At 67.7% G+C, this 19,420-nt stretch carries 21 protein-coding genes and 2 tRNA genes; 14 read left to right on the top strand and 9 right to left on the bottom strand.

Going from position 1 to position 19,420, the window contains the following annotated elements:
- The first annotated feature begins 72 nt into the window (after nucleotides 1–72).
- Genes ABIC47_RS15130 through ABIC47_RS15120 form a run of 3 tightly spaced genes read left to right on the top strand, consistent with a single transcriptional unit; the run spans nucleotide 73 to nucleotide 1,362 of the window.
- Nucleotides 73–732, top strand: a complete 660-nt coding sequence (locus tag ABIC47_RS15130; protein ID WP_354481587.1) for a response regulator transcription factor — start codon at nucleotides 73–75, stop codon at nucleotides 730–732.
- A gap of 16 nt (nucleotides 733–748) precedes the next feature.
- The gene (locus ABIC47_RS15125) at nucleotides 749–961 is read left to right on the top strand and encodes an Rv0909 family putative TA system antitoxin (protein ID WP_354481585.1); all 213 of its coding nucleotides are present in this window, start codon (nucleotides 749–751) and stop codon (nucleotides 959–961) included.
- A 35-nt stretch (nucleotides 962–996) separates the two neighbouring features.
- Nucleotides 997–1,362 (top strand): cupin domain-containing protein, encoded by a 366-nt coding sequence (locus ABIC47_RS15120; protein ID WP_354481582.1) that lies wholly within the window; start codon nucleotides 997–999, stop codon nucleotides 1,360–1,362.
- Nucleotides 1,363–1,427: 65 nt separating this feature from the next.
- On the opposite strand, the gene ABIC47_RS15115 is transcribed toward ABIC47_RS15120, so the two are convergent.
- Entirely contained in the window at nucleotides 1,428–2,099 is a 672-nt protein-coding gene (locus ABIC47_RS15115; protein WP_354481579.1) for a hypothetical protein, read from the bottom strand.
- On the opposite strand from ABIC47_RS15115, the gene ABIC47_RS19470 reads away from it, so the two are divergent.
- Both ABIC47_RS19470 and ABIC47_RS15110 read left to right on the top strand, forming a co-directional pair.
- Nucleotides 2,081–2,215, top strand: a complete 135-nt coding sequence (locus tag ABIC47_RS19470) for a hypothetical protein (protein ID WP_502910259.1) — start codon at nucleotides 2,081–2,083, stop codon at nucleotides 2,213–2,215. The two genes, ABIC47_RS15115 and ABIC47_RS19470, sit on opposite strands and share 19 nt — an antisense overlap.
- A gap of 265 nt (nucleotides 2,216–2,480) precedes the next feature.
- Nucleotides 2,481–4,106 (top strand): ATP-dependent nuclease, encoded by a 1,626-nt coding sequence (locus ABIC47_RS15110; RefSeq protein ID WP_354481576.1) that lies wholly within the window; start codon nucleotides 2,481–2,483, stop codon nucleotides 4,104–4,106.
- Between the two features lie 113 nt (nucleotides 4,107–4,219).
- Here the strand turns inward: ABIC47_RS15110 and ABIC47_RS19465 are convergent, their stop codons facing one another.
- Both ABIC47_RS19465 and ABIC47_RS15105 read right to left on the bottom strand, forming a co-directional pair.
- Nucleotides 4,220–4,483 (bottom strand): hypothetical protein, encoded by a 264-nt coding sequence (locus ABIC47_RS19465; protein ID WP_502910257.1) that lies wholly within the window; start codon nucleotides 4,481–4,483, stop codon nucleotides 4,220–4,222.
- Nucleotides 4,484–4,597: 114 nt separating this feature from the next.
- Nucleotides 4,598–4,668 (bottom strand) — tRNA-Gly (locus tag ABIC47_RS15105).
- A 122-nt stretch (nucleotides 4,669–4,790) separates the two neighbouring features.
- On the opposite strand from ABIC47_RS15105, the gene ABIC47_RS15100 reads away from it, so the two are divergent.
- The 6 genes from ABIC47_RS15100 (at nucleotide 4,791) to clpX (ending at nucleotide 9,824) form a co-directional block, all read left to right on the top strand.
- Nucleotides 4,791–4,865: transfer RNA gene (locus ABIC47_RS15100), tRNA-Pro, on the top strand.
- Nucleotides 4,866–4,925: 60 nt separating this feature from the next.
- Nucleotides 4,926–6,341, top strand: a complete 1,416-nt coding sequence (gene tig / locus ABIC47_RS15095; RefSeq protein ID WP_354481574.1) for a trigger factor — start codon at nucleotides 4,926–4,928, stop codon at nucleotides 6,339–6,341.
- Nucleotides 6,342–6,479: 138 nt separating this feature from the next.
- Nucleotides 6,480–6,965: a tetratricopeptide repeat protein gene (locus tag ABIC47_RS15090; RefSeq protein WP_018190792.1), complete on the top strand. Its 486-nt coding sequence runs from the start codon at nucleotides 6,480–6,482 to the stop codon at nucleotides 6,963–6,965.
- Nucleotides 6,966–7,078: 113 nt separating this feature from the next.
- Nucleotides 7,079–7,672 (top strand): ATP-dependent Clp protease proteolytic subunit, encoded by a 594-nt coding sequence (locus tag ABIC47_RS15085; RefSeq protein WP_026307152.1) that lies wholly within the window; start codon nucleotides 7,079–7,081, stop codon nucleotides 7,670–7,672.
- Between the two features lie 30 nt (nucleotides 7,673–7,702).
- Nucleotides 7,703–8,371, top strand: a complete 669-nt coding sequence (locus ABIC47_RS15080; RefSeq protein WP_018190794.1) for an ATP-dependent Clp protease proteolytic subunit — start codon at nucleotides 7,703–7,705, stop codon at nucleotides 8,369–8,371.
- 178 nt (nucleotides 8,372–8,549) lie between these two features.
- Complete coding sequence (gene clpX / locus ABIC47_RS15075; protein WP_018190795.1) at nucleotides 8,550–9,824, top strand: ATP-dependent Clp protease ATP-binding subunit ClpX; 1,275 nt, start codon at nucleotides 8,550–8,552, stop codon at nucleotides 9,822–9,824.
- On the opposite strand, the gene ABIC47_RS15070 is transcribed toward clpX, so the two are convergent.
- The gene (locus ABIC47_RS15070; RefSeq protein ID WP_354481569.1) at nucleotides 9,781–11,082 is read right to left on the bottom strand and encodes an ion channel protein; all 1,302 of its coding nucleotides are present in this window, start codon (nucleotides 11,080–11,082) and stop codon (nucleotides 9,781–9,783) included. The genes clpX and ABIC47_RS15070 overlap by 44 nt on opposite strands.
- Nucleotides 11,083–11,156: 74 nt before the next feature.
- The gene (locus ABIC47_RS15065) at nucleotides 11,157–13,196 is read right to left on the bottom strand and encodes a M3 family metallopeptidase (RefSeq protein ID WP_354481567.1); all 2,040 of its coding nucleotides are present in this window, start codon (nucleotides 13,194–13,196) and stop codon (nucleotides 11,157–11,159) included.
- A gap of 105 nt (nucleotides 13,197–13,301) precedes the next feature.
- On the opposite strand from ABIC47_RS15065, the gene ABIC47_RS15060 reads away from it, so the two are divergent.
- Genes ABIC47_RS15060 through ABIC47_RS15050 form a run of 3 tightly spaced genes read left to right on the top strand, consistent with a single transcriptional unit; the run spans nucleotide 13,302 to nucleotide 15,420 of the window.
- A complete protein-coding gene (locus ABIC47_RS15060) occupies nucleotides 13,302–13,967 on the top strand; it encodes a helix-turn-helix domain-containing protein (RefSeq protein ID WP_354481564.1) in 666 nt (221 codons plus the stop codon).
- Nucleotides 13,967–15,238 carry an MFS transporter gene (locus tag ABIC47_RS15055; RefSeq protein ID WP_354481561.1) on the top strand — a complete coding sequence of 424 codons (1,272 nt, stop codon included), beginning with the start codon at nucleotides 13,967–13,969 and terminating at the stop codon, nucleotides 15,236–15,238. The genes ABIC47_RS15060 and ABIC47_RS15055 overlap by 1 nt, the downstream gene beginning before the upstream one ends.
- Nucleotides 15,235–15,420 carry a hypothetical protein gene (locus ABIC47_RS15050; protein WP_354481558.1) on the top strand — a complete coding sequence of 62 codons (186 nt, stop codon included), beginning with the start codon at nucleotides 15,235–15,237 and terminating at the stop codon, nucleotides 15,418–15,420. The genes ABIC47_RS15055 and ABIC47_RS15050 overlap by 4 nt, the downstream gene beginning before the upstream one ends.
- A 21-nt stretch (nucleotides 15,421–15,441) precedes the next feature.
- On the opposite strand, the gene ABIC47_RS15045 is transcribed toward ABIC47_RS15050, so the two are convergent.
- The 4 genes from ABIC47_RS15045 to valS are packed head-to-tail and all read right to left on the bottom strand — an operon-like array spanning nucleotide 15,442 to nucleotide 19,313.
- Entirely contained in the window at nucleotides 15,442–15,708 is a 267-nt protein-coding gene (locus tag ABIC47_RS15045) for a hypothetical protein (protein WP_018190801.1), read from the bottom strand.
- The gene (locus ABIC47_RS15040) at nucleotides 15,708–16,238 is read right to left on the bottom strand and encodes a GNAT family N-acetyltransferase (RefSeq protein WP_354481556.1); all 531 of its coding nucleotides are present in this window, start codon (nucleotides 16,236–16,238) and stop codon (nucleotides 15,708–15,710) included. Before ABIC47_RS15040 ends, ABIC47_RS15045 begins: the two co-directional genes overlap by 1 nt.
- 13 nt (nucleotides 16,239–16,251) lie before the next feature.
- Entirely contained in the window at nucleotides 16,252–16,698 is a 447-nt protein-coding gene (locus ABIC47_RS15035) for a GNAT family N-acetyltransferase (RefSeq protein ID WP_354481553.1), read from the bottom strand.
- A complete protein-coding gene (gene valS / locus ABIC47_RS15030; protein WP_354481550.1) occupies nucleotides 16,695–19,313 on the bottom strand; it encodes a valine--tRNA ligase in 2,619 nt (872 codons plus the stop codon). The genes ABIC47_RS15035 and valS overlap by 4 nt, the downstream gene beginning before the upstream one ends.
- Between the last annotated feature and the right edge of the window lie 107 nt (nucleotides 19,314–19,420).

The raw sequence follows: 19,420 nt of genomic DNA, 5'->3' as shown, positions 1-19,420 counted from the left end.
CCGTCCGCCTCCCCGGCGCGACGGCGTGTCGCGTCAACCCGGTGGGTCGGGCCCGGACTCTAGGCTGGGTGGGTGCCGAGCGAATCCGTCCCCCTGCGTGTCGTCGTCGCGGACGACTCCGTCCTGCTGCGCGAGGGCCTCATCCGGCTGTTCGACGAGGCGGGCTTCGACACTGTCGGCGCGTTCGGCGACGCGGACACGCTGCTGGAGGCGGTGCCCGACCTGATGCCGGACGTCGCGGTGCTCGACGTGCGCATGCCGCCGACCTTCCGCGACGAGGGCGTGCGGGCTGCGCTGCGCATCCGCCGCGAGCATCGGTCGATCGCGGTCCTGCTGCTGTCCCAGTACGTCGAGGGCACGTACGCGCAGGAGCTGCTCGCCGGCGGCGAGGGCGGCACCGGCTACCTGCTGAAGGACCGCATCGCCTCCCTCGATGAGTTGCGGGATGCGGTGACCCGGGTCGCCGCGGGCGGCACGGTGCTCGACCCGCAGGTGGTCCGCGAACTGCTGACCCGGCGGACCGACCCGCTGGAGCGCCTCACCCCGCGCGAGCGGGAGGTGCTGGAGCTGATGGCCGAGGGGCGCACGAACGCGGCGATCGCCGGGCGCATGGTCGTCGGCGTCGGTGCGGTGGAGAAGAACGTCACCTCCATCTTCCAGAAGCTCGGGCTGGAGGACTCCGGCGACGACCACCGCCGCGTGCTGGCGGTACTGGCCTTCCTGCAGCGCTGAGGTGTTGGATGGCCGCATGGCTGGTTTCGACGACATCACCAAGAAGGCGCAGGAGTTCCTGAACGACCCGAAGGTCAAGGACGCGCTCAACTCCGAGCAGGCGGAAGGCGTCAGCGACAAGCTCCTCGACGGCGCCGCCGGCGCCGCGAAGAAGGTCACGGGCGGCAAGTTCGACGACAAGATCGAGGGCGCGCGCAACGAAGCCGACAAGCACGTCGGCAACGAATAGCGGTCACGGAATACCCCGCCCGCGAGAATGGGCGGATGGCACAGGAACCTGTCACCCGCATCACCCTCGCCGATCACGACCTGGGCGCGACGATCCGCGTCGACCACATCGAGGTGCGCCGGATCACGATCGCTCCCGGCGTGCAGCCGGGTGCGCACTGGCATAACGGACCGGTCTTCGGTGTGATCGAGCAGGGTTCCGTGCATGTTCAGGTCGGCGAGGACGCCGGCCGGGTGCTCGGGCCGGGGGATACCTTCTTCGAGCCTGCCCGCACGACCATCACCCGCTTCGACGCGACGAACGAGGGCGTGACATTCTTGGGATGGTTCCCCTTGCCGGGCGAAGAGCGCCCCGACCTCACGATGGGCCCTGCGGAGGGGACGACGGAACCCTCGTCCTGAACGACCCGGCGTTCGAGTACGCGCCCGACTCCGCGCAAACGTCGGACGTCGGTGACGAATAGCAGTCACTCGGTCGGCCGGAGCGGCCGATGGGCGCGGAACGCCTTCTTGTACGTGCGCATGCCCCACAGCAGCGACAGCACGACGACCGCCACCCCGACCAGGCACCCGAGAACGGCCGCGACGACGGGATGCGCGCCCAGCGCCCACGATGCCCCGCCGACGAGCAGACCGACGACGATCGCCTCCACGATGGTGATGATCATCATGGAGCTGCCGAGCACGGGACTCGGCCCGCGCGGATAGAAGAAGTGGTACGTGATCCGCGCCCCGATCTCGTCGTCATGTGCGGACGCCATCAGGTACTGCTCCAGTCCGGGGTCGAGCTCCACGTACGCCGCCCGCAGCCGATTCATGGCGACGACGTACATGAGGTCTTCGCTGGCCGTATTGAACGCCCGCACCTCTGTGACCAGCCCGAGCAGCGCGAGCGCGAACAACACCCCGAGCGCCGCCACCCCGAACCACCCGCGGAACCCGCTCGCCTGCCCGATGAACCCGAGCGTCACGAGCCCGGCGGACACCAGCGTCAGAAATATAGCGATCCGGGTCAGCACCTCGCTCTGCGTCGTGCTCCGCGACGCCAGCAGGCTCCAGTGCTCTGTCGCGAGCAGCTGTGCGCGTAAGGTGCGCTGCGCGTCCGTGAGCCCGTCGTCCGGTGGCGGTGGTGCCGTCATGGGGGAATTGTGGCGCGGGATGGGCGGGTGCGGCACCAGCGGATGTGGAGGCGCATTTCGCGCGATATGGAGGGGATGACGAGAATCGAACCCGCGTAATCAGTTTGGAAGACTGAAACTGATCCATTCCGCCGGGCAGTGACATCGGGCCTGACCAGTCAGATCTTCTTTTGAGCCGGACACACCTAGTGCACACGCGGGAGCGGAAACGGCGCGTCTCGTATCGAAGCGGCCCGCGTTGCGGTACCGCGGTCACGAGGGGGTCGCCGCTGCGGCATCGGAAGTCGTGGTTCCGCTCGGCTTACTGATTGATCGATCCGAGAACGGTTCGCTTGAGCGCGGGTGCATGCGGCCGGGGCGGATTCTGGGCATAGTTGTCACATGTCAACCGACGAACATCTCGATGCCGAGACAGGCCTGTCAAATGCAGGGCTAAGGATTCGCCGCATAACCGTGAACTCAGGCCTGTCGATGGTTGTTCCTGACGCTGCGGTTGTATGCGTAGTTGGCGGAAACAACGTTGGCAAGTCGAGCTTCCTTCGCGAGGTGGTACGAAGGATCACTTCGCCGAGCTACCCCGCAGGATTGCTAGTCGAATCGGTGCAGTACGACCTCGAGTTCCGAAACGGAGACGTTGCCGAGTGGCTTGAGGAAAACGGCGTTATGACCGTGGACCCCACACAAGGTCACGTCTATCGGCCTAGTGGCCTAGATAACGGAGCCTCGCATACGCTCGCTGCGATCCGCAGCTGGGTGAATCAGGAACCCCCGTATCTAGATCCCATTCCTGACTGGTTTATAGGCACTCTCGATTCAGCCCGTCGGGCATCCTTGGCCACCGGGGCATTGGGCATGGTCGGACTCAACCAAACGCTGGGCGGCCCCCTTTATGCGCTCTGGCGAGACGGCGGCAGGGAGCAAGAGTTTTCCGACATTTGCCTTAGGACGTTCGGATTTCCACTGACTTTGGATCGTGTGACCGGGAACGTGCATCTCAGGGTGGGAAAACCTGGAGTGGAATCTCCCTCATTGCAGAACCCCACGCGCGAGTACGGAGACGCAGTTGAGGCGCTACCGTCTCTTCATGAGCAGGGCGATGGCGTTAAGAACTATCTCGGCATGGTTCTACACCTGATGACCGCTAACGAAGGGGTTACAGTCATCGATGAGCCAGAAGCATTCCTGCACCCGGCACAAGCTCGTGCGCTGGGTAGGCACCTGGGCGAGCAGGCACTCGACAAGTCTCGGCAGCTGTTGACGGCCACGCACGACAGGGATTTCGTCCTGGGCCTCCTGGAAACCGAATGCCCCGTCACAATCCTGAGAATTAATCGCACGGGCAACTCGAACACTTTCGCCGCGCTCTCCCCGGAAGTAGTCCGGTCTATCTGGGACAAGCCAGCCCTTCGATACTCCAACCTGATTCAAGGGTTGTTCCATCGTGCCGTTGTCGTTTGTGAAGGCGACCCTGACTGCCGGTGGTATGCGGCCGTGCTTGACCACATGTCTGCTAGCCGCGGCTTCGCCCCGGAAGAAGCGCTCTTCGTACCGGCCGGAGGCAAGGGACAGCTGCCAGGTTCGCTGCTCGCGCTCGACTCACTCGAACTGCAGGCGTACGGGATTCTCGACTTCGATTGTCTTTACGACGTCGACTACATGGAAAAGCTCGCAGACGCCCGAGGCATCGAACCAGAGCGACTAATTCAATTGTCTCGAGCTATCAGATCACAGTTGAACGATGAACCCATGCGAAAGCGGGCGAAACAACTGGGACTAAGGGGCCTGCCAGCGGGGAACTGTCCCACAATGGCAAAGGAGATGATTGACCTTCTCGCGAGGCATCGGATTCTCATCGTGCCCGTTGGGGAACTGGAGTCGTTTGACAACGAGATCGGTGGCCATGCATCGCAGTGGGTCACGGGCGCTCTTGAGAAGGGCCTGCACACGTCAGCACCCGAAGCCGAGCAGCTGCTCTCGCCAGTGGTGGCAGCGCTCCAGACTCGCTGAGCCGGCGCGTCGTGCCGTCGCTTGAGGTGAGCACTTCCCCCTCGCGATCAGTAGGATGGTGCCACAATCCCGGAGTCCAACGGCCAAAACGGCTGGACACTCGGATTTGCCCTTCAGGCGGACGGGCTGGATGGACCGGCCGCTGGCGACTTTAGTCGGTTCCTGTCCCGATGTGTCCGGATCGCACTGCGCCCGCCTGAAGGATTTAGCCTGAGCTCCTGCCCGGTCCCGCTACTGAAGCCGATGTTGGTACCTGAGCGGTCAAACATCTGCGGTCCGGAGTGCTCTTTGCCTTCGGGTCGCAGGTATCGGGCCTCGTATAGCCCACTGGTGAGCTGTCGAATCTTGCCGCCTTCGCTTCGTGGTGCCTTGGTCATCGATCGTCCCATGTGTGTCTATACGCCGGTCGGAGCGGCATCGAAGGGGCACGACCGGAGTGATGTCGTCCGACACGATGGGAGCAAACGCTGGTCAGAAGCTCATTTCAACGGAGGGGATGACGGGAATCGAACCCGCGTAATCAGTTTGGAAGACTGAGGCTCTACCATTGAGCTACATCCCCGGCGCCGCAGGTGCGGCACGGTGGCCGCCCGATCTGTGCGGCGGCCGACGACCATCGTAGTACACGCGCGGGGGAGCACGCGTGCAGTAGACTTGCCCACGGTCTTTCGCACCGCTTCAAGCCGGGGCGTAGCTCAGCTTGGCTAGAGCGCCCGCTTTGGGAGCGGGAGGTCGCAGGTTCGAATCCTGTCGCCCCGACGAGGACCTCGTTCCTTGCGAGAAGACCATCGTTCGATCATTCAGGAGAACCCAGACATCGTGAAGACCACGGTCGAGAAGCTCAGCCCCACCCGGACCAAGCTCACCATCTCGGTGACGCCGGAGGAGCTGCAGCCTTCCATCAAGCACGCGTACGAGCACATCGCCGAGCAGGTGACCATCCCCGGTTTCCGCAAGGGCAAGGTGCCGCCGCCCATCATCGACCAGCGGGTCGGCAAGGCCGCCGTCCTGGAGCACGCGGTCAACGAGGGTCTCGACGGGTTCTACCGTCAGGCGATCGAAGAGAACGACGTGCGTCCCCTCGGCCGCCCGGAGGCCGACATCACCGAGTGGCCGAACGAGTCCGACTTCTCGGGCGACCTGCTGCTCACCATCGAGGTGGATGTCCGCCCCGAGGTGAAGCTGCCCGACTTCGACGACATCACCATCACGGTCGACGCGGCCGAGGTGGGCGTGGATGACGTGGAGGAGGAGCTGGACCGGCTCCGCAGCCGCTTCGGCACCCTCGTCACGGTCGACCGTCCCGCCAAGACCGGTGACTTCGCCCAGATCGACCTGGTCGCCGTGATCGGCGGCGAGGAGGTCGACACCGCTGCCAACATCTCGTACGAGATCGGCTCCGGCGAGCTCATCGACGGCATCGACGAGGCCCTCGACACGCTGACCGCCGGCGAGACCACCACGTTCGAGGCGCCGCTCATGGGCGGCGACCACGAGGGTGAGAACGCCCAGATCACCGTGACGCTGAACGCCGTCAAGGAGCGCGAGCTCCCCGAGGCCGACGACGACTTCGCCCAGATCGCCAGCGAGTTCGACACCATCGGCGAGCTGCGCCAGAGCCTGCGCACGCAGGTCGAGCGCGCCAAGGTGTTCGGCCAGGGCACGGCCGCCCGAGACCAGCTGGTCGACAAGCTCCTCGAGCTGGTCGAGATCCCGGTCCCGGAGCAGCTGGTCGAGGACGAGGTCCACCGTCACCTGGAGCAGGAGAACCGCCTCGAGGACGACGTGCACCGCGCCGAGGTGAAGGAGTCCAGCGAGAAGACCTTCAAGACGCAGATCCTCCTCGACGAGGTCGCGCAGGAGAACGACGTCAAGGTCAGCCAGGACGAGCTCACCCAGTACCTCGTGCAGGGTGCCGCGCAGTACGGCATGGACCCGAACGAGTTCGTGAAGATCCTCAGCGAGAACGGCCAGATCCCGTCGATGGTCGGCGAGGTCGCCCGCAACAAGGCGCTCGCGATCGTCCTCGGCAAGGTGAAGGTCGTCGACACCGACGGCAAGCCGGTCGACCTGGCCGAGTTCACCGCCATCGCGGACGGCGACGACACCGACGCCGCGGACGAGGCTCCCGTCGCCGACGAGTCCGCCACAGAGGAGGCCGCTGCCGAGGAGGCCCCCGCCGCCGAGGAGAAGCCGAAGAAGCGCTCGACCAAGAAGAAGGCCGACGACAAGTAACGTCCCGCCGTCACGAAGCCGGGCCGCGCCATCCGCGCGACCCGGCTTTCGTGCATCTGTGGGGCGCAACGCGCCGTTCTGGCACCATGAGAACGGCGTGTTGCGCCCCACAGACCGAACGGGACGAAGGAGAACGGGATGGACGACTGGCGACAGCGAGTGGATGCGGTCTGGGCCGACGCGGACGACACGCGCGAGCAGGCCACCCTCGACGCGATCGACGCTCTCGTCGCCGAACGCCCCGCGAACGACCCGGAGGCGCTGTTCGAAGCGGCCAGCGGCCGTGACTTCGCCGGCCGCGAAGCCGACGCCGAGCCCTTCTACCGCGCGGCGCTCGCGCACGGTCTGGCCGAGCCGTACCGCGGGCAGGCGATCGTGCAGCTGGCGAGCACCCTCCGCAACCTCGACCGCCCGGCCGAAGCACTCAGCCTGCTGCGCGACTTCCTCGGCGCAGAGCCCGAGCATCCCCTCGCCGACGCGGCCCGCGCGTTCGCCGCGCTGTGCCTCTTCGACGACGGGATGCGCGCCGACGCGCTCCGCGAGGCACTCGGTGCACTCGCCCCGCACCTGCCGCGGTACGGCCGCGCGGTGACCGCCTACGCGGCCGCCCTCGACGACGACTGACCCCCGCATCCACTCCGCAGCGCGCTGCTCTCTCTGCCGAGGGCGAACAGCGCCGAAATGCGCTCGGCGCTCCGATAGATTCGACACCAAGCGACAAAGGAAACGGAGCGAACATGGCCGATATGGGTATCCAGCCCAGTGTTTTCGACAGACTTCTCAAGGACCGGATCATCTGGCTCGGTTCGGAGGTCCGGGACGAGAACGCGAACGAGATCGCCGCGAAGCTGCTGCTCCTGGCCGCGGAGGACCCCAAGCGGGACATCTACCTCTACATCAACTCCCCGGGTGGCTCGATCACCGCGGGCATGGCCATCTACGACACGATGCAGTTCGTCCCGAACGACATCGTCACCGTCGGAATCGGAATGGCCGCGTCGATGGGGCAGCTGCTCCTCACCGCAGGCACCAAGGGCAAGCGCTACATCACCCCGAACGCCCGCGTTCTGCTGCACCAGCCGCACGGCGGCTTCGGCGGAACGGCGAGCGATATCCAGACTCAGGCTCAGCTCATCATCGACATGAAGAACCGCCTCGCGCAGATCACCGCGGAGGCCACGGGCAAGTCGGTCGAGCAGATCAACGCCGACGGCGACCGCGACCGCTGGTTCACCGCCCAGGAGGCGCTGGAGTACGGCTTCGTCGACCACATCCGGGAGTCGGCCCTCGACGTCTCGGGCGGCGGCGGGACCGAGCCGGAGTCCAAGTAGCAGGCCGCTGAAAAGGATAAGGACAACAGAATGAACACCCCCATGCTCGGCGGTCAGGCCTTCAGCGGCGTTCAGGCGCCCGGCGCCCGCTACATCCTCCCCAGCTTCGAGGAGCGCACGGCGTACGGCTACAAGCGCCAGGACCCGTACGCGAAGCTCTTCGAGGACCGCATCATCTTCCTCGGTGTGCAGGTGGACGACGCGTCCGCCGACGACATCATGGCCCAGCTCCTCGTGCTCGAGAGCCAGGACCCGGACCGTGACATCGTCATGTACATCAACTCGCCCGGTGGCTCGTTCACCGCGATGACGGCGATCTACGACACGATGCAGTACATCCGCCCGCAGATCCAGACCGTCGTGCTCGGCCAGGCCGCCTCGGCCGCCGCCGTGCTGACGGCCGCCGGCACCCCCGGCAAGCGTCTGGCGCTGCCGAACGCCCGCATCCTCATCCACCAGCCCGCCGTCGGCGAGGCCGGTCAGGGGCAGGCGTCCGACATCGAGATCCAGGCCAACGAGATCATGCGCATGCGCACCTGGCTGGAGGAGACGCTTTCGAAGCACTCCAACCGCTCGGTGGAGCAGGTCAACAAGGACATCGACCGCGACAAGATCCTGTCGGCGGCCGAGGCCCTCGAGTACGGCCTGATCGACCAGGTGCTCACCAGCCGCAAGTCGCTTCCGGCGCTGGTCAAGTAACCAGCCGCACCCGCAACGGGGTGGTCGTCCGCACGGACGGCCACCCCGTTCGTGTGTCCGGGGAGGCCATCTGCTGTGAGCAGAACCGCCGCGTGAACGAAAACGGCCGGGCTGCGCACCATTGTCGTCCGCACGGGTTAGGCTCGTCAGAACAGACCCGAAGAAGGAGGGGAGAGGGATGGCACGCATCGGGGAAAGCGCCGATCTGCTCAAGTGTTCCTTCTGTGGCAAGAGCCAGAAGCAGGTTCAGCAGCTCATCGCCGGTCCTGGCGTGTACATCTGCGACGAGTGCGTCGAGCTCTGCAACGAGATCATCGAGGAGCGGCTCGCCGAGGCGGGTGAGGAGGCGTCGAGTGAGTTCGACCTTCCGAAGCCCAAGGAGATCTTCGGGTTCCTGGAGGAGTACGTCATCGGCCAGGAGCAGGCCAAGCGCGCTCTGGCCGTCGCGGTGTACAACCACTACAAGCGCGTCCGCGCCCGGCAGAGCCTCACGGCCGCCGACACGATGGACGACGTCGAGATCGCGAAGTCGAACATCCTGCTGATCGGCCCCACTGGCTGTGGCAAGACGTACCTCGCTCAGACGCTGGCCCGGCGCCTCAACGTGCCGTTCGCCGTCGCCGACGCGACCGCACTCACCGAGGCCGGCTACGTCGGAGAAGACGTCGAGAACATCCTCCTCAAGCTCATCCAGGCCGCCGACTACGACGTCAAGCGGGCCGAGACGGGCATCATCTACATCGACGAGGTCGACAAGATCGCCCGCAAGGCCGAGAACCCGTCGATCACGCGCGACGTCTCCGGCGAGGGCGTGCAGCAGGCGCTGCTGAAGATCCTCGAGGGCACGGTCGCTTCGGTCCCGCCGCAGGGTGGCCGCAAGCACCCCCACCAGGAGTTCATCCAGATCGACACGACGAACGTGCTGTTCATCGTGGCCGGCGCCTTCGCCGGGCTGGAGGAGATCATCTCCTCGCGTGCCGGCAAGAAGGGCATCGGCTTCGGCGCCCCGCTGCACTCCAAGGGCGACGACATCAACCTCTTCAGCGAGGTGCTGCCGGAAGACCTGCACAAGTTCGGCCTGATCCCCGAGTTCATCGGCCGTCTCCCGGTCGTGACGACGGTGACGCAGCTCGACCAGGAAGCGCTCATGCAGATCCTGACCGAGCCGAAGAACGCCCTGGTCCGCCAGTACCAGCGGATGTTCGAGCTCGACGGCGTTCAGCTGGAGTTCGACCACGCGGCGCTCGAGTCGATCGCCGATCTCGCGGTGCTCCGTAAGACGGGCGCCCGCGGCCTCCGCGCGATCATGGAGGAGGTGCTCGGCCCGATCATGTTCGAGGTGCCGTCCAGCTCCGAAGTGGCTCGTGTGGTCGTGACGAAGGAGGCGGTGCTCGAGAACGCGGCGCCGACTATCGTCCCGCACCGCCCGCGGCGCGAGGAGAAGTCGGCGTAAGCACCGGCTGCTTGATCAGCATCTCCGGCGCCTTCGTCACCAGCAGCCACGCGGGCAGCACGGCGAGGCACAGGATCGGCAGGATGAGCAGGTTCTGCGTGACCGCGACGCCGATGAAGATGGCGATCCATCCATCGCGCGCAATGGCCAGGGTCAGCCCGAGCACGCCGGCAGCGACGGCGATCTGAACCGGCACGGCCGGCACGAGCGCATTCGCGAGCGTCCCGACAGCCGCGCCGATGAACACGGCAGGGAAGATGCGACCGCCGCGGAACCCGGCTCCCGCGGCCACCAGCAGTGCAGCCAGCTTGACCACGAGGATGAGCGCCAACTGACCCGCGGTGTAGTCGCCCCGCGAGGTGACCAGCTGATTCATCTGCGTCAGCCCCTTGAACAGCGTGATGGGCCCGCCGAGTGCCCCCAGGCCTCCCAGCACCGCGCCGCCGATCAGCGTCATCAGCAGGGGGTGGCGGAGGGCGTGGAACCCGCGGTGGACCAGCGGAAACAGGTACACCCCGACGAGCCCCACCGCGGTCGCGAGCACCGCGATGATCAGAGCCGCCAGCACATCCCACCCGGTGATCGTCGTATACGCGGGCATCGGGATGGCGAAATGCGGATGCGCCAGGAACGTCATCGTCAGCGAGCCGGCCGCCGCCGAGACCAGCGGCAGGAACAGCTTGTCCCAGAGCGCACCACCGCCCTTCACTGCTGCGACCATCCCGGTGAACACCAGGGCCGCGGCGACGGGCGTCCCGAACAGGGCGCCGATGGTGCCGGATGCGGCCATCGTCAGCACCAGCTGCACCGGCACGGCCTTCCACATCCGACCGACCAGCGCGACCATCAGGCTGATGTTGATGGCGATGATCGGGTTCTCCGGGCCCAGGCTGACACCGCCGGCAAGACCCAGGACCGCGGCCAGCGCCAACGACGGCACCACCGCGGGGCGCAGGGGCGGGGCGACGAGCTCGGTCGTCGCGGAGTCGGGGCCCGCGTGGCCCGGTACCAGCCACACCGTGAGCCCCACCGCGGCACCGGTCACGGTGAGGACGGCGAAGATCCACCACCCCGACGACGGGTCGATGCCGAGGGCTTTCGGGAGGTTCGTCCACACGCCGTCCTCGATCAGGCCGGCCAGCGACTCGATCGCCCAGAGGGCGAGGGCACTGACCACGCCGACGACGACGGCGGGGATGCTGAGGAGGACGAGTTGGCGAACGGACGGCGCTGCGAGTTCCGGCTGCGTGGCGGTCATGGCCACCCCCTCTCGGCTGCGCTGAGCGCTCGAATGGGCTCAGCGTAGAGGGTGGCCGGTGAGGCGGGCTAGGCTCAGTTGTCCAGCCCGCGACGCTTCAGCAGCGGCTCGATTTCGGCGTCGCGGCCCCGGAAGTCGCGGTATGCCTCCAGGGGGTCCTTCGACCCGCCGACGCCCAGCAGCCGCGACCGGAACCGGTCGCCGTTCTCACGCGTGAGGCCGCCGTTCTCGCGGAACCACTCCACCGTGTCGGCGTCGAGCACCTCGCTCCAGATGTAGGAGTAGTACCCGGCGTCGTAGCCGCCCGAGAACGTGTGGGCGAAGTAGGTGCTCGCGTAGCGCGGCGGGACGGCCGGGTTGTCGAGCCCGACATCCGCGAGCGCACGAGCCTCGAACGCCGCGACGTCATCGACCGTGTCGTCGGCGGTGATCCGGTGCCAGGCCTGGTCGAGCAGCGCGGCCCCCAGGTACTCGCTGGTCGCGAAGCCCTCGTTGAAGCCCTCGGCCGCGTGCAGCTTGTCCACGAGCTCCTGCGGCATCCGCTCGCCCGTCTGGAAGTGCACGGCGTAGTTCTCGAGCACCTCCGGCCACAGCATCCACATCTCGTTGACCTGGCTCGGGAACTCGACGAAGTCGCGGAACACGTTCGTGCCGGCGAAGCGTGGATACGTCACCCGGGCGAAGAGGCCGTGCAGCGCGTGCCCGAACTCGTGGAAGAGGGTGTTCGTCTCGTCGTAGGTGAGCAGCGTCGGCTCCCCGGCGGCCGGCTTCGGCACGTTGAGGTTGTTCACGACGACCGTGGGCGTGTCGAGCAGGGCGGACTGCGAGATGAGGGGATTCATCCACGCGCCGCCGCGCTTCGAGTCACGCGTGTAGAGGTCGAGGATGTACAGGCCGAGCTCGGAGCCGTCCTCGTTGCGGGCCTCGAACACGCGGGCGTCGGGGTGGTAGGCGACGAGGTCGGGACGCTCGGTGAAGCTGATGCCGTAGAGCCGGTTCGCCGCGTAGAAGACGCCATCGCGCAGCACGCGCTCCGCCTCGAAGTACGGGCGCATCGCGGCGAAGTCGACGTCGAACTTCTCGGCGCGCACCTTTCCGGTGAGGTAGGCCCAGTCCCAGGCCTCCACGGTCTCGTCGTCGCCGAGCTGGCGCTGCAGGTCCGCCTGCTCGGTGCGGGCGTTGCGCGCCGCGGGCGGTGCCAGGCGGCCGAGCATGTCGGCGACGGCCTCGGGCGTGCGGGCGGTCTGGTCGGCGGTGACGTAGGCGGCGTGCGTGTCGAAGCCGAGCAGGCGTGCGCGTTCGGCACGCAGTCGGGTGATCTCCAGCACCAGATCGCGGTTGTCGTTGTCGCCGCCGCGGATGCCGCGGGCGCGGGATGCGGCCATGATCCGCTCCCGGCTCTCGCGCCGGGTGAGGTCGGCCAGCCACGGGTGGCCGGTGGGCAGGACGAGGGTGACGACGTACTTGCCGTCGAGCCCGCGTTCGGCGGCGGCCTGCGCTGCGGCGGACAGCTCGCCTTCGCCGAGGCCGTCGAGCTCCTCGGCGCTGTCGAAGACGACCGCGAGGTCGTTGGTGTCGGCGAGCAGGTTCTTCTCGAAGCGCGTGGTCAAGGTCGAGAGCCGCTGGTTGTACTCCCGCAGGCGCTCCTTGTCGGCGTCGTCGAGGCCGGCGCCCGCCAGGGTGAACTCGGTGTAGTAACGCTCGACGAGGTACTGCGACTCCGGGTCGAGGCCGAGCTCGTCGAGCTGCTCGTGCAGGGAGGCGATGCGCGCGTAGAGGGCGGGGTTCAGCCGGATGGCGTCCTGGTGGGCGGCCAGGCGCGGTGCCATCTCCTCCTCGAGGGCGTTCGTGAAGTCGGTGCTGTCGCTGGAGCTCTTGTTGAAGAAGACCTCGGCGACGCGCAGGAGCGTCTGACCGGAGCGCTCCAGCGGAAGCATCGTGTTCTCGAAGGTCGCGGCCTCGTCGGTGGCGACGATCGCGTCGATCTCGGCCAGCTGCTCCTCGAAACCGCGCTCGAACGCGGGCCGGTAGTGCTCATCCCGGATCTCGGCGAAAGGCGGCAGCTGGTAGGGGAGGGTGCTGGGGGTGAAGAAGGGATTCGCGGTCTCGGCCATTGCTCCAGCCTAGACAACCCGTGGCGCTGAGCAAAGGAACGATTGCAAAGACAGTATTGCAAAGAAGAGGTTGCAAAGAAGTCTTTGCAGTCGTACTCTGGTCACATGACGAACGAGGAACAGCCCGAGCAGACCGCACCCGCCGCCGGCGTCGCGGGCGGCAGTTCGCGTTACGAAGACGCTCTGGGGATGGCGGCGCTGCGCGCGCTCGCCCATCCACTCCGCGTCGAGCTCATGAACGAGCTGTCCGACTTCGGGCCGGCCACCGCGAGTATGCTCGCCGAGCGCCTGGGGGAGTCGAGCGGGGCGACCAGCTACCACCTCCGTCAACTCGCGAAGCACGACATCATCGTCGAGGACACCGAGCGCGGTTCCGGCCGCGAGCGCTGGTGGCGCATGGCGCCCGGCGGCGTGACCATCGGCTCCGCAGAGACACTGTCGACGCCGGCCGGCCGGGAGGCCAGCGAGCTGATCTCGCTCGGCTGGCAGCAGAACAACGAGCGCCGCCTCGCCTCCTTCCTGCGTCGCGGTCTCGACACGTTCGGGTTCGATTGGATGCAGTCGAGCACCCTGTCGACGTCGCACCAGGAGCTCACGCGCGAGCAGCTGGCCGAGTTCGGCCGCGAGTACTACGTGCTGCAGGAGCGCCTCCGCGAGAAGTGGAAGGCCGAGAACGCCGAGGTCGAGAAGGCCGGAGGCGAGGTCGCCGACCGCAAGCGGGTCCAGATCCAGTTCAACGCGTTCCCGCTGGTGGAGCAGGAGGACCGCTGATGTCCGCGTCCACCTCCACCGTTGCCGCTGCGCGCACGCCGCTCGGCGCCGGCTTCGGTCGCCTGTGGACCGCCGCGATCGCCAGCAACCTGGCCGACGGTCTCGGTCGCACGGCCGTCCCGTTGATCGCCACGACCCTGACCCGCGACCCGGCGCTGATCGCGGGCGTAAGCGCCGTGACCTTCCTGCCGTGGCTGCTGTTCGGCATCCCGGCGGGCATGCTGCTCGACCGTGTCGACCGCCGCGTCGCCATGGCCGTGGCCAACTCGCTGCGGTTTGCGGTCGCCGCTGTGCTCGCCATCCTGATCACCAGCGACGCTCTGACGATCTGGCTGCTGTACGCCTGCGTACTGGCGTTAGGGCTGGGGGAGACCGTCTTCGACAACGCGACCTCGACCGTGGTCCCCGCGCTCGTATCGCGCGATCAGCTGGATCGGGCGAACGGGCGGATGCAGTCGGCCGAGATCACCATCCAGAACTTCATCGCCACCCCGGTCGCGGGCTTCCTGTTCGCCGTGGCCATCGTGCTGCCGGTCTGGCTGACGGGCGCGGGCTTCCTCGTCGCGGGGATGCTGGCGCTGACCATCCCGGCAGCCGCGGCCCATGCGGCGCACCACGGGGAGGCGGGAGCGGCCGAGCCGCGGCCGACGCTCTCCGCGGTCGTCGGCTTCCTCTGGCAGCAGCGGTTCCTGCGGTGGATGATCCTGCTCACGTCGACCACGGCGTCCGCTCTGGCCTTCGCGCAGGGGAGCGTCGTGCTCCTGCTGCTGCAGACGTTCTCCGTGCCGGCCGCCCTGGTCGGCGTTGTGACTGCCGCCGTCGGGGTGGGCGCGCTCGTCGGCGCTCTCGTCTCCAGCCGCTTCGTCGAGCGCTTCGGCCGCGGCCGCGTGATGTTCTGGGCGATCCTCATCAGCGGCGTGGGCATCCTCGGCGTCGGCGTCACCGCCAACGTCGTCATCGCGATCGCCGCCTACGCCATCGGCGCGTTCGGCGTCGCCGTCTGGAACGTGCCGTGGGGCGCGCTCCGCCAGGCGATCATCCCGAACGCCATGCTCGGGCGCGCACTCGGCATCGTCCGCACGCTCGGCTGGGGCCTCACGCCCATCGCTACCGTCCTGGGTGGCTTCGTCGCCCGCATCGACCTCCGGCTGCCGTTCGTCATCGGCGGCGGGCTGGTGGTCGTCCTGACGCTCGTCGCGTCGCGCCTGATCCTGTCGGCGTCCGTGCAGACGCCGGCCCACGAACCCGTCCCGGAAGGACAACCCTCATGACCGCCGTCCTGGTCACGCCGTACCGCCCGTTCACCCACCGCGTCGCCCTGCGGGTCGGCACCGCCCTCACCGTGTGGGGCGCCCGTCCACTGCCGCGCGGCGTCCGGCACGCCGACCGCGTGGAGCTCATCGAGCGCACGCGCGACGCGGCCGCACACACCCTGCCGCAGCTGCCGCGCTGAGCGGCACATACTGACGGCGGGTCAGGCCTCGTCGTAGTCGGACGCGTCGGCCTCGATCGTCTGCGTGATCGTGGCCGAGTCCTCCTGGGCGTTGTAACGGATCTCGGTACCGTCGTCGAGCGTGACGACCGGCTTGCCCTCCAGCCAGGTGAGCGTCCAGCTCCACCCGGTCGTCTCTACATCGGTGGCGACGAGCTCCTCCTCGACGGTCTGAACGGCGTACGCCACGACCTCCGGCAGGGAGGCGGGAGGCTGCTCGCCGACCGCCCAGCGCGTCCCGAGCTGCATCAGGCGCGTCCCGCCTCGACGCGGGCGGACGCCAGGTCGATCTCGTACGTCACCCAGGACGTCCGGCTCGCGACCTGGTCGTAGAGCTTCTGTGCGGTCGAGTTGTCCTGCGCGGTGATCCACTGCACGACACCGAGCCCGCGCTCCTCGGCGAGGGAACGGGCCTTCTGGATGAGTGCGCCGCCGACCCCCTTGCCGCGCTCCTCCTCGACGACGAACAGGTCGTCCAGGAACAGGCCGCGGTCCCCTTCGAGCGGGCGGGCGAACTCGCGCATGTGGGCGAGCCCGACGATGCGGTCGCCGTCGACGGCGACGTAGCCGTCCTCCTCGTGGTCGTCGGCGGTGAGCCACGACCACAGGACCAGGGCCTTCTGGTCCGTCAGCTGGTTGTCGTAGAACTCGGCGTACTTGGCGTACACATCGAGCCAGGCGAAGAAATCGCCGTCCTTGACCGGTCGAACCTCGATCGACATGGATTCCTCCGTTCGCGTTTCGCGCCCGGTCGCGAGACCGGTGCGTCCTCCGACCATATAACGGTCACGTTCAGGGGACGAGATCGTAGGTGACCCACTTGGTCTTCTCAGCGAACCTGTCGTAGAGGCGCCGAGCGGTCTCGTTGTCCTTCGCCGTGATCCAGCGGACGACCGACAGGCCGCGCTCCTTGGCGCTCTCGCGCAGGGCCTCCAGCAGGGCGGAGCCGGCTCCGGCACCGCGCGCGTCGGGGCTCACGAACAGGTCGTCGAGGTACAGACCCTTGCTGCCGTCGAGGGGGCGGACGAACTCGCGCACGTGCGCCAGGCCGATCGGCGTGTCCTCCTCGTCGACGGCGAAGTACGCCTCCAGCACGTTGTCCGGGTCCGAGATCCAGCTCCACACGAGCAGAGCCTTCTCGTCGGTGACCGGTCGCTCGTAGAAGTCGCCGTAGCCTGCGTACAGGTCGAGCCAGGTGAAGAACTCGTTGTCTCGTACGCGCCGGACCGTCGCCGTCATCGTTCCTCCTCGCTCGGGGCTGCGGCGAGCAGGATATCGGTCACCTGCAGCTCGTCGGCGGAGGCGAACCGCAGGTCGGCGATTCTGCCCACAGAGCGGAGGTCGCCCGCGGCGGACTCGACGGCCGCGATCTCGTCGGCCGGGCCGGCGATGACGGCCGAGTCGACCGGCGTGCGCTGAGACGCCTTGGCGGCCGTCTTGGCGCCGCGGATGCCCGTCAGGGCGCGTCCGACGATGGCGAGGACCTCGCGGTCCGCGCTCCAGTCGAGCGCAACCTCCCGGGCCTCGGGCCACGGCGCCACGTGCACCGAGCCCTCCTCGGACCAGCTCCACGCCTCCTCGGCCGCGAACGGCAGCACGGGGGCGAACAGCCGGAGGAACGTGGAGAGCGCGACGCGCAGGGCGACGACGGCGGAGGCCTGCTCTGCGCCGGCCTCGCCGTACGCGCGCTCCTTCACGAGCTCCAGGTAGTCGTCGCAGAACGTCCAGAAGAACGGCTCGACGATCTCCAGCGCCCGGGAGTGCTCGTAGTTGTCGAGCGCGGCCGTCGCATCCGCCACGACCCCGGCGAGGTTCTGCAGCATGCTGCGGTCGAGCGGGCTGGTCACCCGGTCGAGGTCGAGCGACTCGGGCGCGTCGAAGCCGAGAATGAACTTCGCCGCGTTGAGCAGCTTGATCGCCAGGCGACGGCCGATCTTGATCTGCGTCGGGTTCTGCGGATCGAACGCCGCGTCGGTGCCGAGCTTGCTGGAGGCGGCCCAGTACCGCACCGCGTCGGAGCCGTGCCGCTCGAGGATGTCGGCGGGCGTCACCACGTTGCCCTTCGACTTCGACATCTTCTTGCGGTCGGGGTCGACGATGAAGCCGGAGAGGGCGGCGTTGCGCCACGGAGCCACGTCCGCCTCCAGCTTCGCCCGCAGCAGGGTCGAGAACAGCCAGGTGCGGATGATGTCCTGCCCCTGGGGCCGCAGGTCATACGGGAAGACGGCGTCGAACAGCTCCGGGTCGCCCATCCAGCCGCCCGCCAGCTGAGGGGTGAGGGAGGACGTCATCCACGTGTCCATCACGTCGTGCTCGCCGACGAAGCCGCCGGCCTGGCCGCGCTGCGTCTCATCGAAGCCGGGCGCGGTGTCCGAGGACGGGTCCACCGGCAGCATCTCCTCCGTCGGGAGGATCGGCTCGTCGAACAGCGGGTTGCCGACCGCGTCGAGCGGGTACCAGACCGGGATCGGCACACCGAAGAAGCGCTGGCGCGAGATCAGCCAGTCGCCGGTGAGGCCGTTGACCCAGTTCTCGTAGCGGATGCGCATGAAGTCGGGGTGCCAGTCGATCTCGCGACCCAGCTCGATGAGGCGGGCGCGCAGCTGCTCGTCGCGGGCGCCGTTCTTCACGTACCACTGGCGGGTGGAGACGATCTCGAGCGGCTTGTCGCCCTTCTCGAAGAACTTCACCGGGTGCTGGATGGGCTTGGGCTCGCCCTCGAGGTCGCCGGAGGCGCGCAACAGCTCCACGACCGCCTGCTTCGCCGAGAACACGGTCTTGCCGGCCAGCTGGGCGTAGGCCTCCTTGCCGGCCTCCGACATGATCGCCGCGGGCGGCTCGGGGAGGATGCGGCCGTCGAAGCCGATGATCGCCCGGTTCGGGAGGTCGAGCTCGCGCCACCAGGTGACGTCGGTGACATCGCCGAAGGTGCAGATCATGGCGATGCCCGATCCCTTGTCCGGCTGGGCCAGGTGGTGGGGGACGACCGGCACCTCGACGTCGAACAGCGGGGTGCGGACGGTCGTGCCGAACAGCGGCTTGTATCGCTCGTCGTCGGGATGCGCCACCAGCGCAACACAGGCGGGCAGGAGTTCCGGGCGGGTGGTCTCGATGTGGACCGGGCCGTCGGCGCCGTGGAACGCGACGCGGTGGTAGGCGCTCGGCTGCTCGCGGTCCTCCAGCTCGGCCTGGGCGACGGCGGTGCGGAAGGTGATGTCCCACAGGGTCGGCGCCTGCGCCTGATACGCCTCACCGCGCGCGATGTTGCGGAGGAAGGCCAGCTGGGAGGTGCGGATCGAGTCGCGCCCGATGGTGCGGTAGGTCTGCGACCAGTCGACGGAGAGGCCGAGGGCGCGCCAGAGCGCCTCGAACTGCTTCTCGTCCTCCTCGGTCAGGCGCTCGCACAGCTCGATGAAGTTGCGGCGCGAGATCGGCTTCTGGTCGGCGGCCTTCGTGCTCTTGTTGTCGCCGCCCTCGAACGGCGGCTGGAAGTCCGGCTCGTAGGGGAGCGACGGGTCGCAGCGCACGCCGTAGTAGTTCTGCACCCGGCGCTCGGTGGGCAGGCCGTTGTCGTCCCATCCCATCGGGTAGAACACCTTCTTGCCGCGCATGCGGTGGAAGCGTGCGATCACGTCGGTGTGCGTGTAGCTGAAGACGTGGCCGATGTGCAGCGACCCGGAGGCCGTCGGCGGCGGGGTGTCGATCGAGTACACGCTTTCGCGGCCGGCGGCGAGGGCGGCGTCACGGTCGAACAGGAAGGTGCCATCCTGCTGCCAGCGGTCACCCCACTTCGACTCGAGACCCTCCAGTGCGGGCTTGTCCGGTACGCGAGCGGCGGGCGTGTTCTCGCTCATAGGGGTCCTCCGAGTCGATATGTGCGGCACCGTGTCCACGGGGTGCCTGAGTGTGGGATCCCCTCCAGAGTACCGAACCTCGGGTACGAACGCGTCAGCACGGCACC

It is taken from the genome of Leifsonia sp. 563 (assembly GCF_040545055.1).
In the GTDB taxonomy this organism is placed as follows: domain Bacteria; phylum Actinomycetota; class Actinomycetes; order Actinomycetales; family Microbacteriaceae; genus Leifsonia.
Note: the sequence above shows the minus strand (reverse complement) of the source record. Positions and strands in the feature narration are given on the sequence as shown.

Coding starts and splice junctions, on each gene's coding strand:
- ABIC47_RS15125 (WP_354481585.1), top strand. CDS start 749: ATGGCTGGTTTCGACGACATCACCAAGAAGGCGCAGGAGTTCCTGAAC.
- ABIC47_RS15120 (WP_354481582.1), top strand. CDS start 997: ATGGCACAGGAACCTGTCACCCGCATCACCCTCGCCGATCACGACCTG.
- ABIC47_RS15115 (WP_354481579.1), bottom strand. CDS start 2,099: ATGACGGCACCACCGCCACCGGACGACGGGCTCACGGACGCGCAGCGC.
- ABIC47_RS15110 (WP_354481576.1), top strand. CDS start 2,481: ATGTCAACCGACGAACATCTCGATGCCGAGACAGGCCTGTCAAATGCA.
- ABIC47_RS19465 (WP_502910257.1), bottom strand. CDS start 4,483: ATGACCAAGGCACCACGAAGCGAAGGCGGCAAGATTCGACAGCTCACC.
- ABIC47_RS15090 (WP_018190792.1), top strand. CDS start 6,480: ATGGACGACTGGCGACAGCGAGTGGATGCGGTCTGGGCCGACGCGGAC.
- ABIC47_RS15085 (WP_026307152.1), top strand. CDS start 7,079: ATGGCCGATATGGGTATCCAGCCCAGTGTTTTCGACAGACTTCTCAAG.
- ABIC47_RS15080 (WP_018190794.1), top strand. CDS start 7,703: ATGAACACCCCCATGCTCGGCGGTCAGGCCTTCAGCGGCGTTCAGGCG.
- clpX (WP_018190795.1), top strand. CDS start 8,550: ATGGCACGCATCGGGGAAAGCGCCGATCTGCTCAAGTGTTCCTTCTGT.
- ABIC47_RS15070 (WP_354481569.1), bottom strand. CDS start 11,082: ATGACCGCCACGCAGCCGGAACTCGCAGCGCCGTCCGTTCGCCAACTC.
- ABIC47_RS15065 (WP_354481567.1), bottom strand. CDS start 13,196: ATGGCCGAGACCGCGAATCCCTTCTTCACCCCCAGCACCCTCCCCTAC.
- ABIC47_RS15060 (WP_354481564.1), top strand. CDS start 13,302: ATGACGAACGAGGAACAGCCCGAGCAGACCGCACCCGCCGCCGGCGTC.
- ABIC47_RS15055 (WP_354481561.1), top strand. CDS start 13,967: ATGTCCGCGTCCACCTCCACCGTTGCCGCTGCGCGCACGCCGCTCGGC.
- ABIC47_RS15050 (WP_354481558.1), top strand. CDS start 15,235: ATGACCGCCGTCCTGGTCACGCCGTACCGCCCGTTCACCCACCGCGTC.
- ABIC47_RS15045 (WP_018190801.1), bottom strand. CDS start 15,708: ATGCAGCTCGGGACGCGCTGGGCGGTCGGCGAGCAGCCTCCCGCCTCC.
- ABIC47_RS15040 (WP_354481556.1), bottom strand. CDS start 16,238: ATGGTCGGAGGACGCACCGGTCTCGCGACCGGGCGCGAAACGCGAACG.
- ABIC47_RS15035 (WP_354481553.1), bottom strand. CDS start 16,698: ATGACGGCGACGGTCCGGCGCGTACGAGACAACGAGTTCTTCACCTGG.
- valS (WP_354481550.1), bottom strand. CDS start 19,313: ATGAGCGAGAACACGCCCGCCGCTCGCGTACCGGACAAGCCCGCACTG.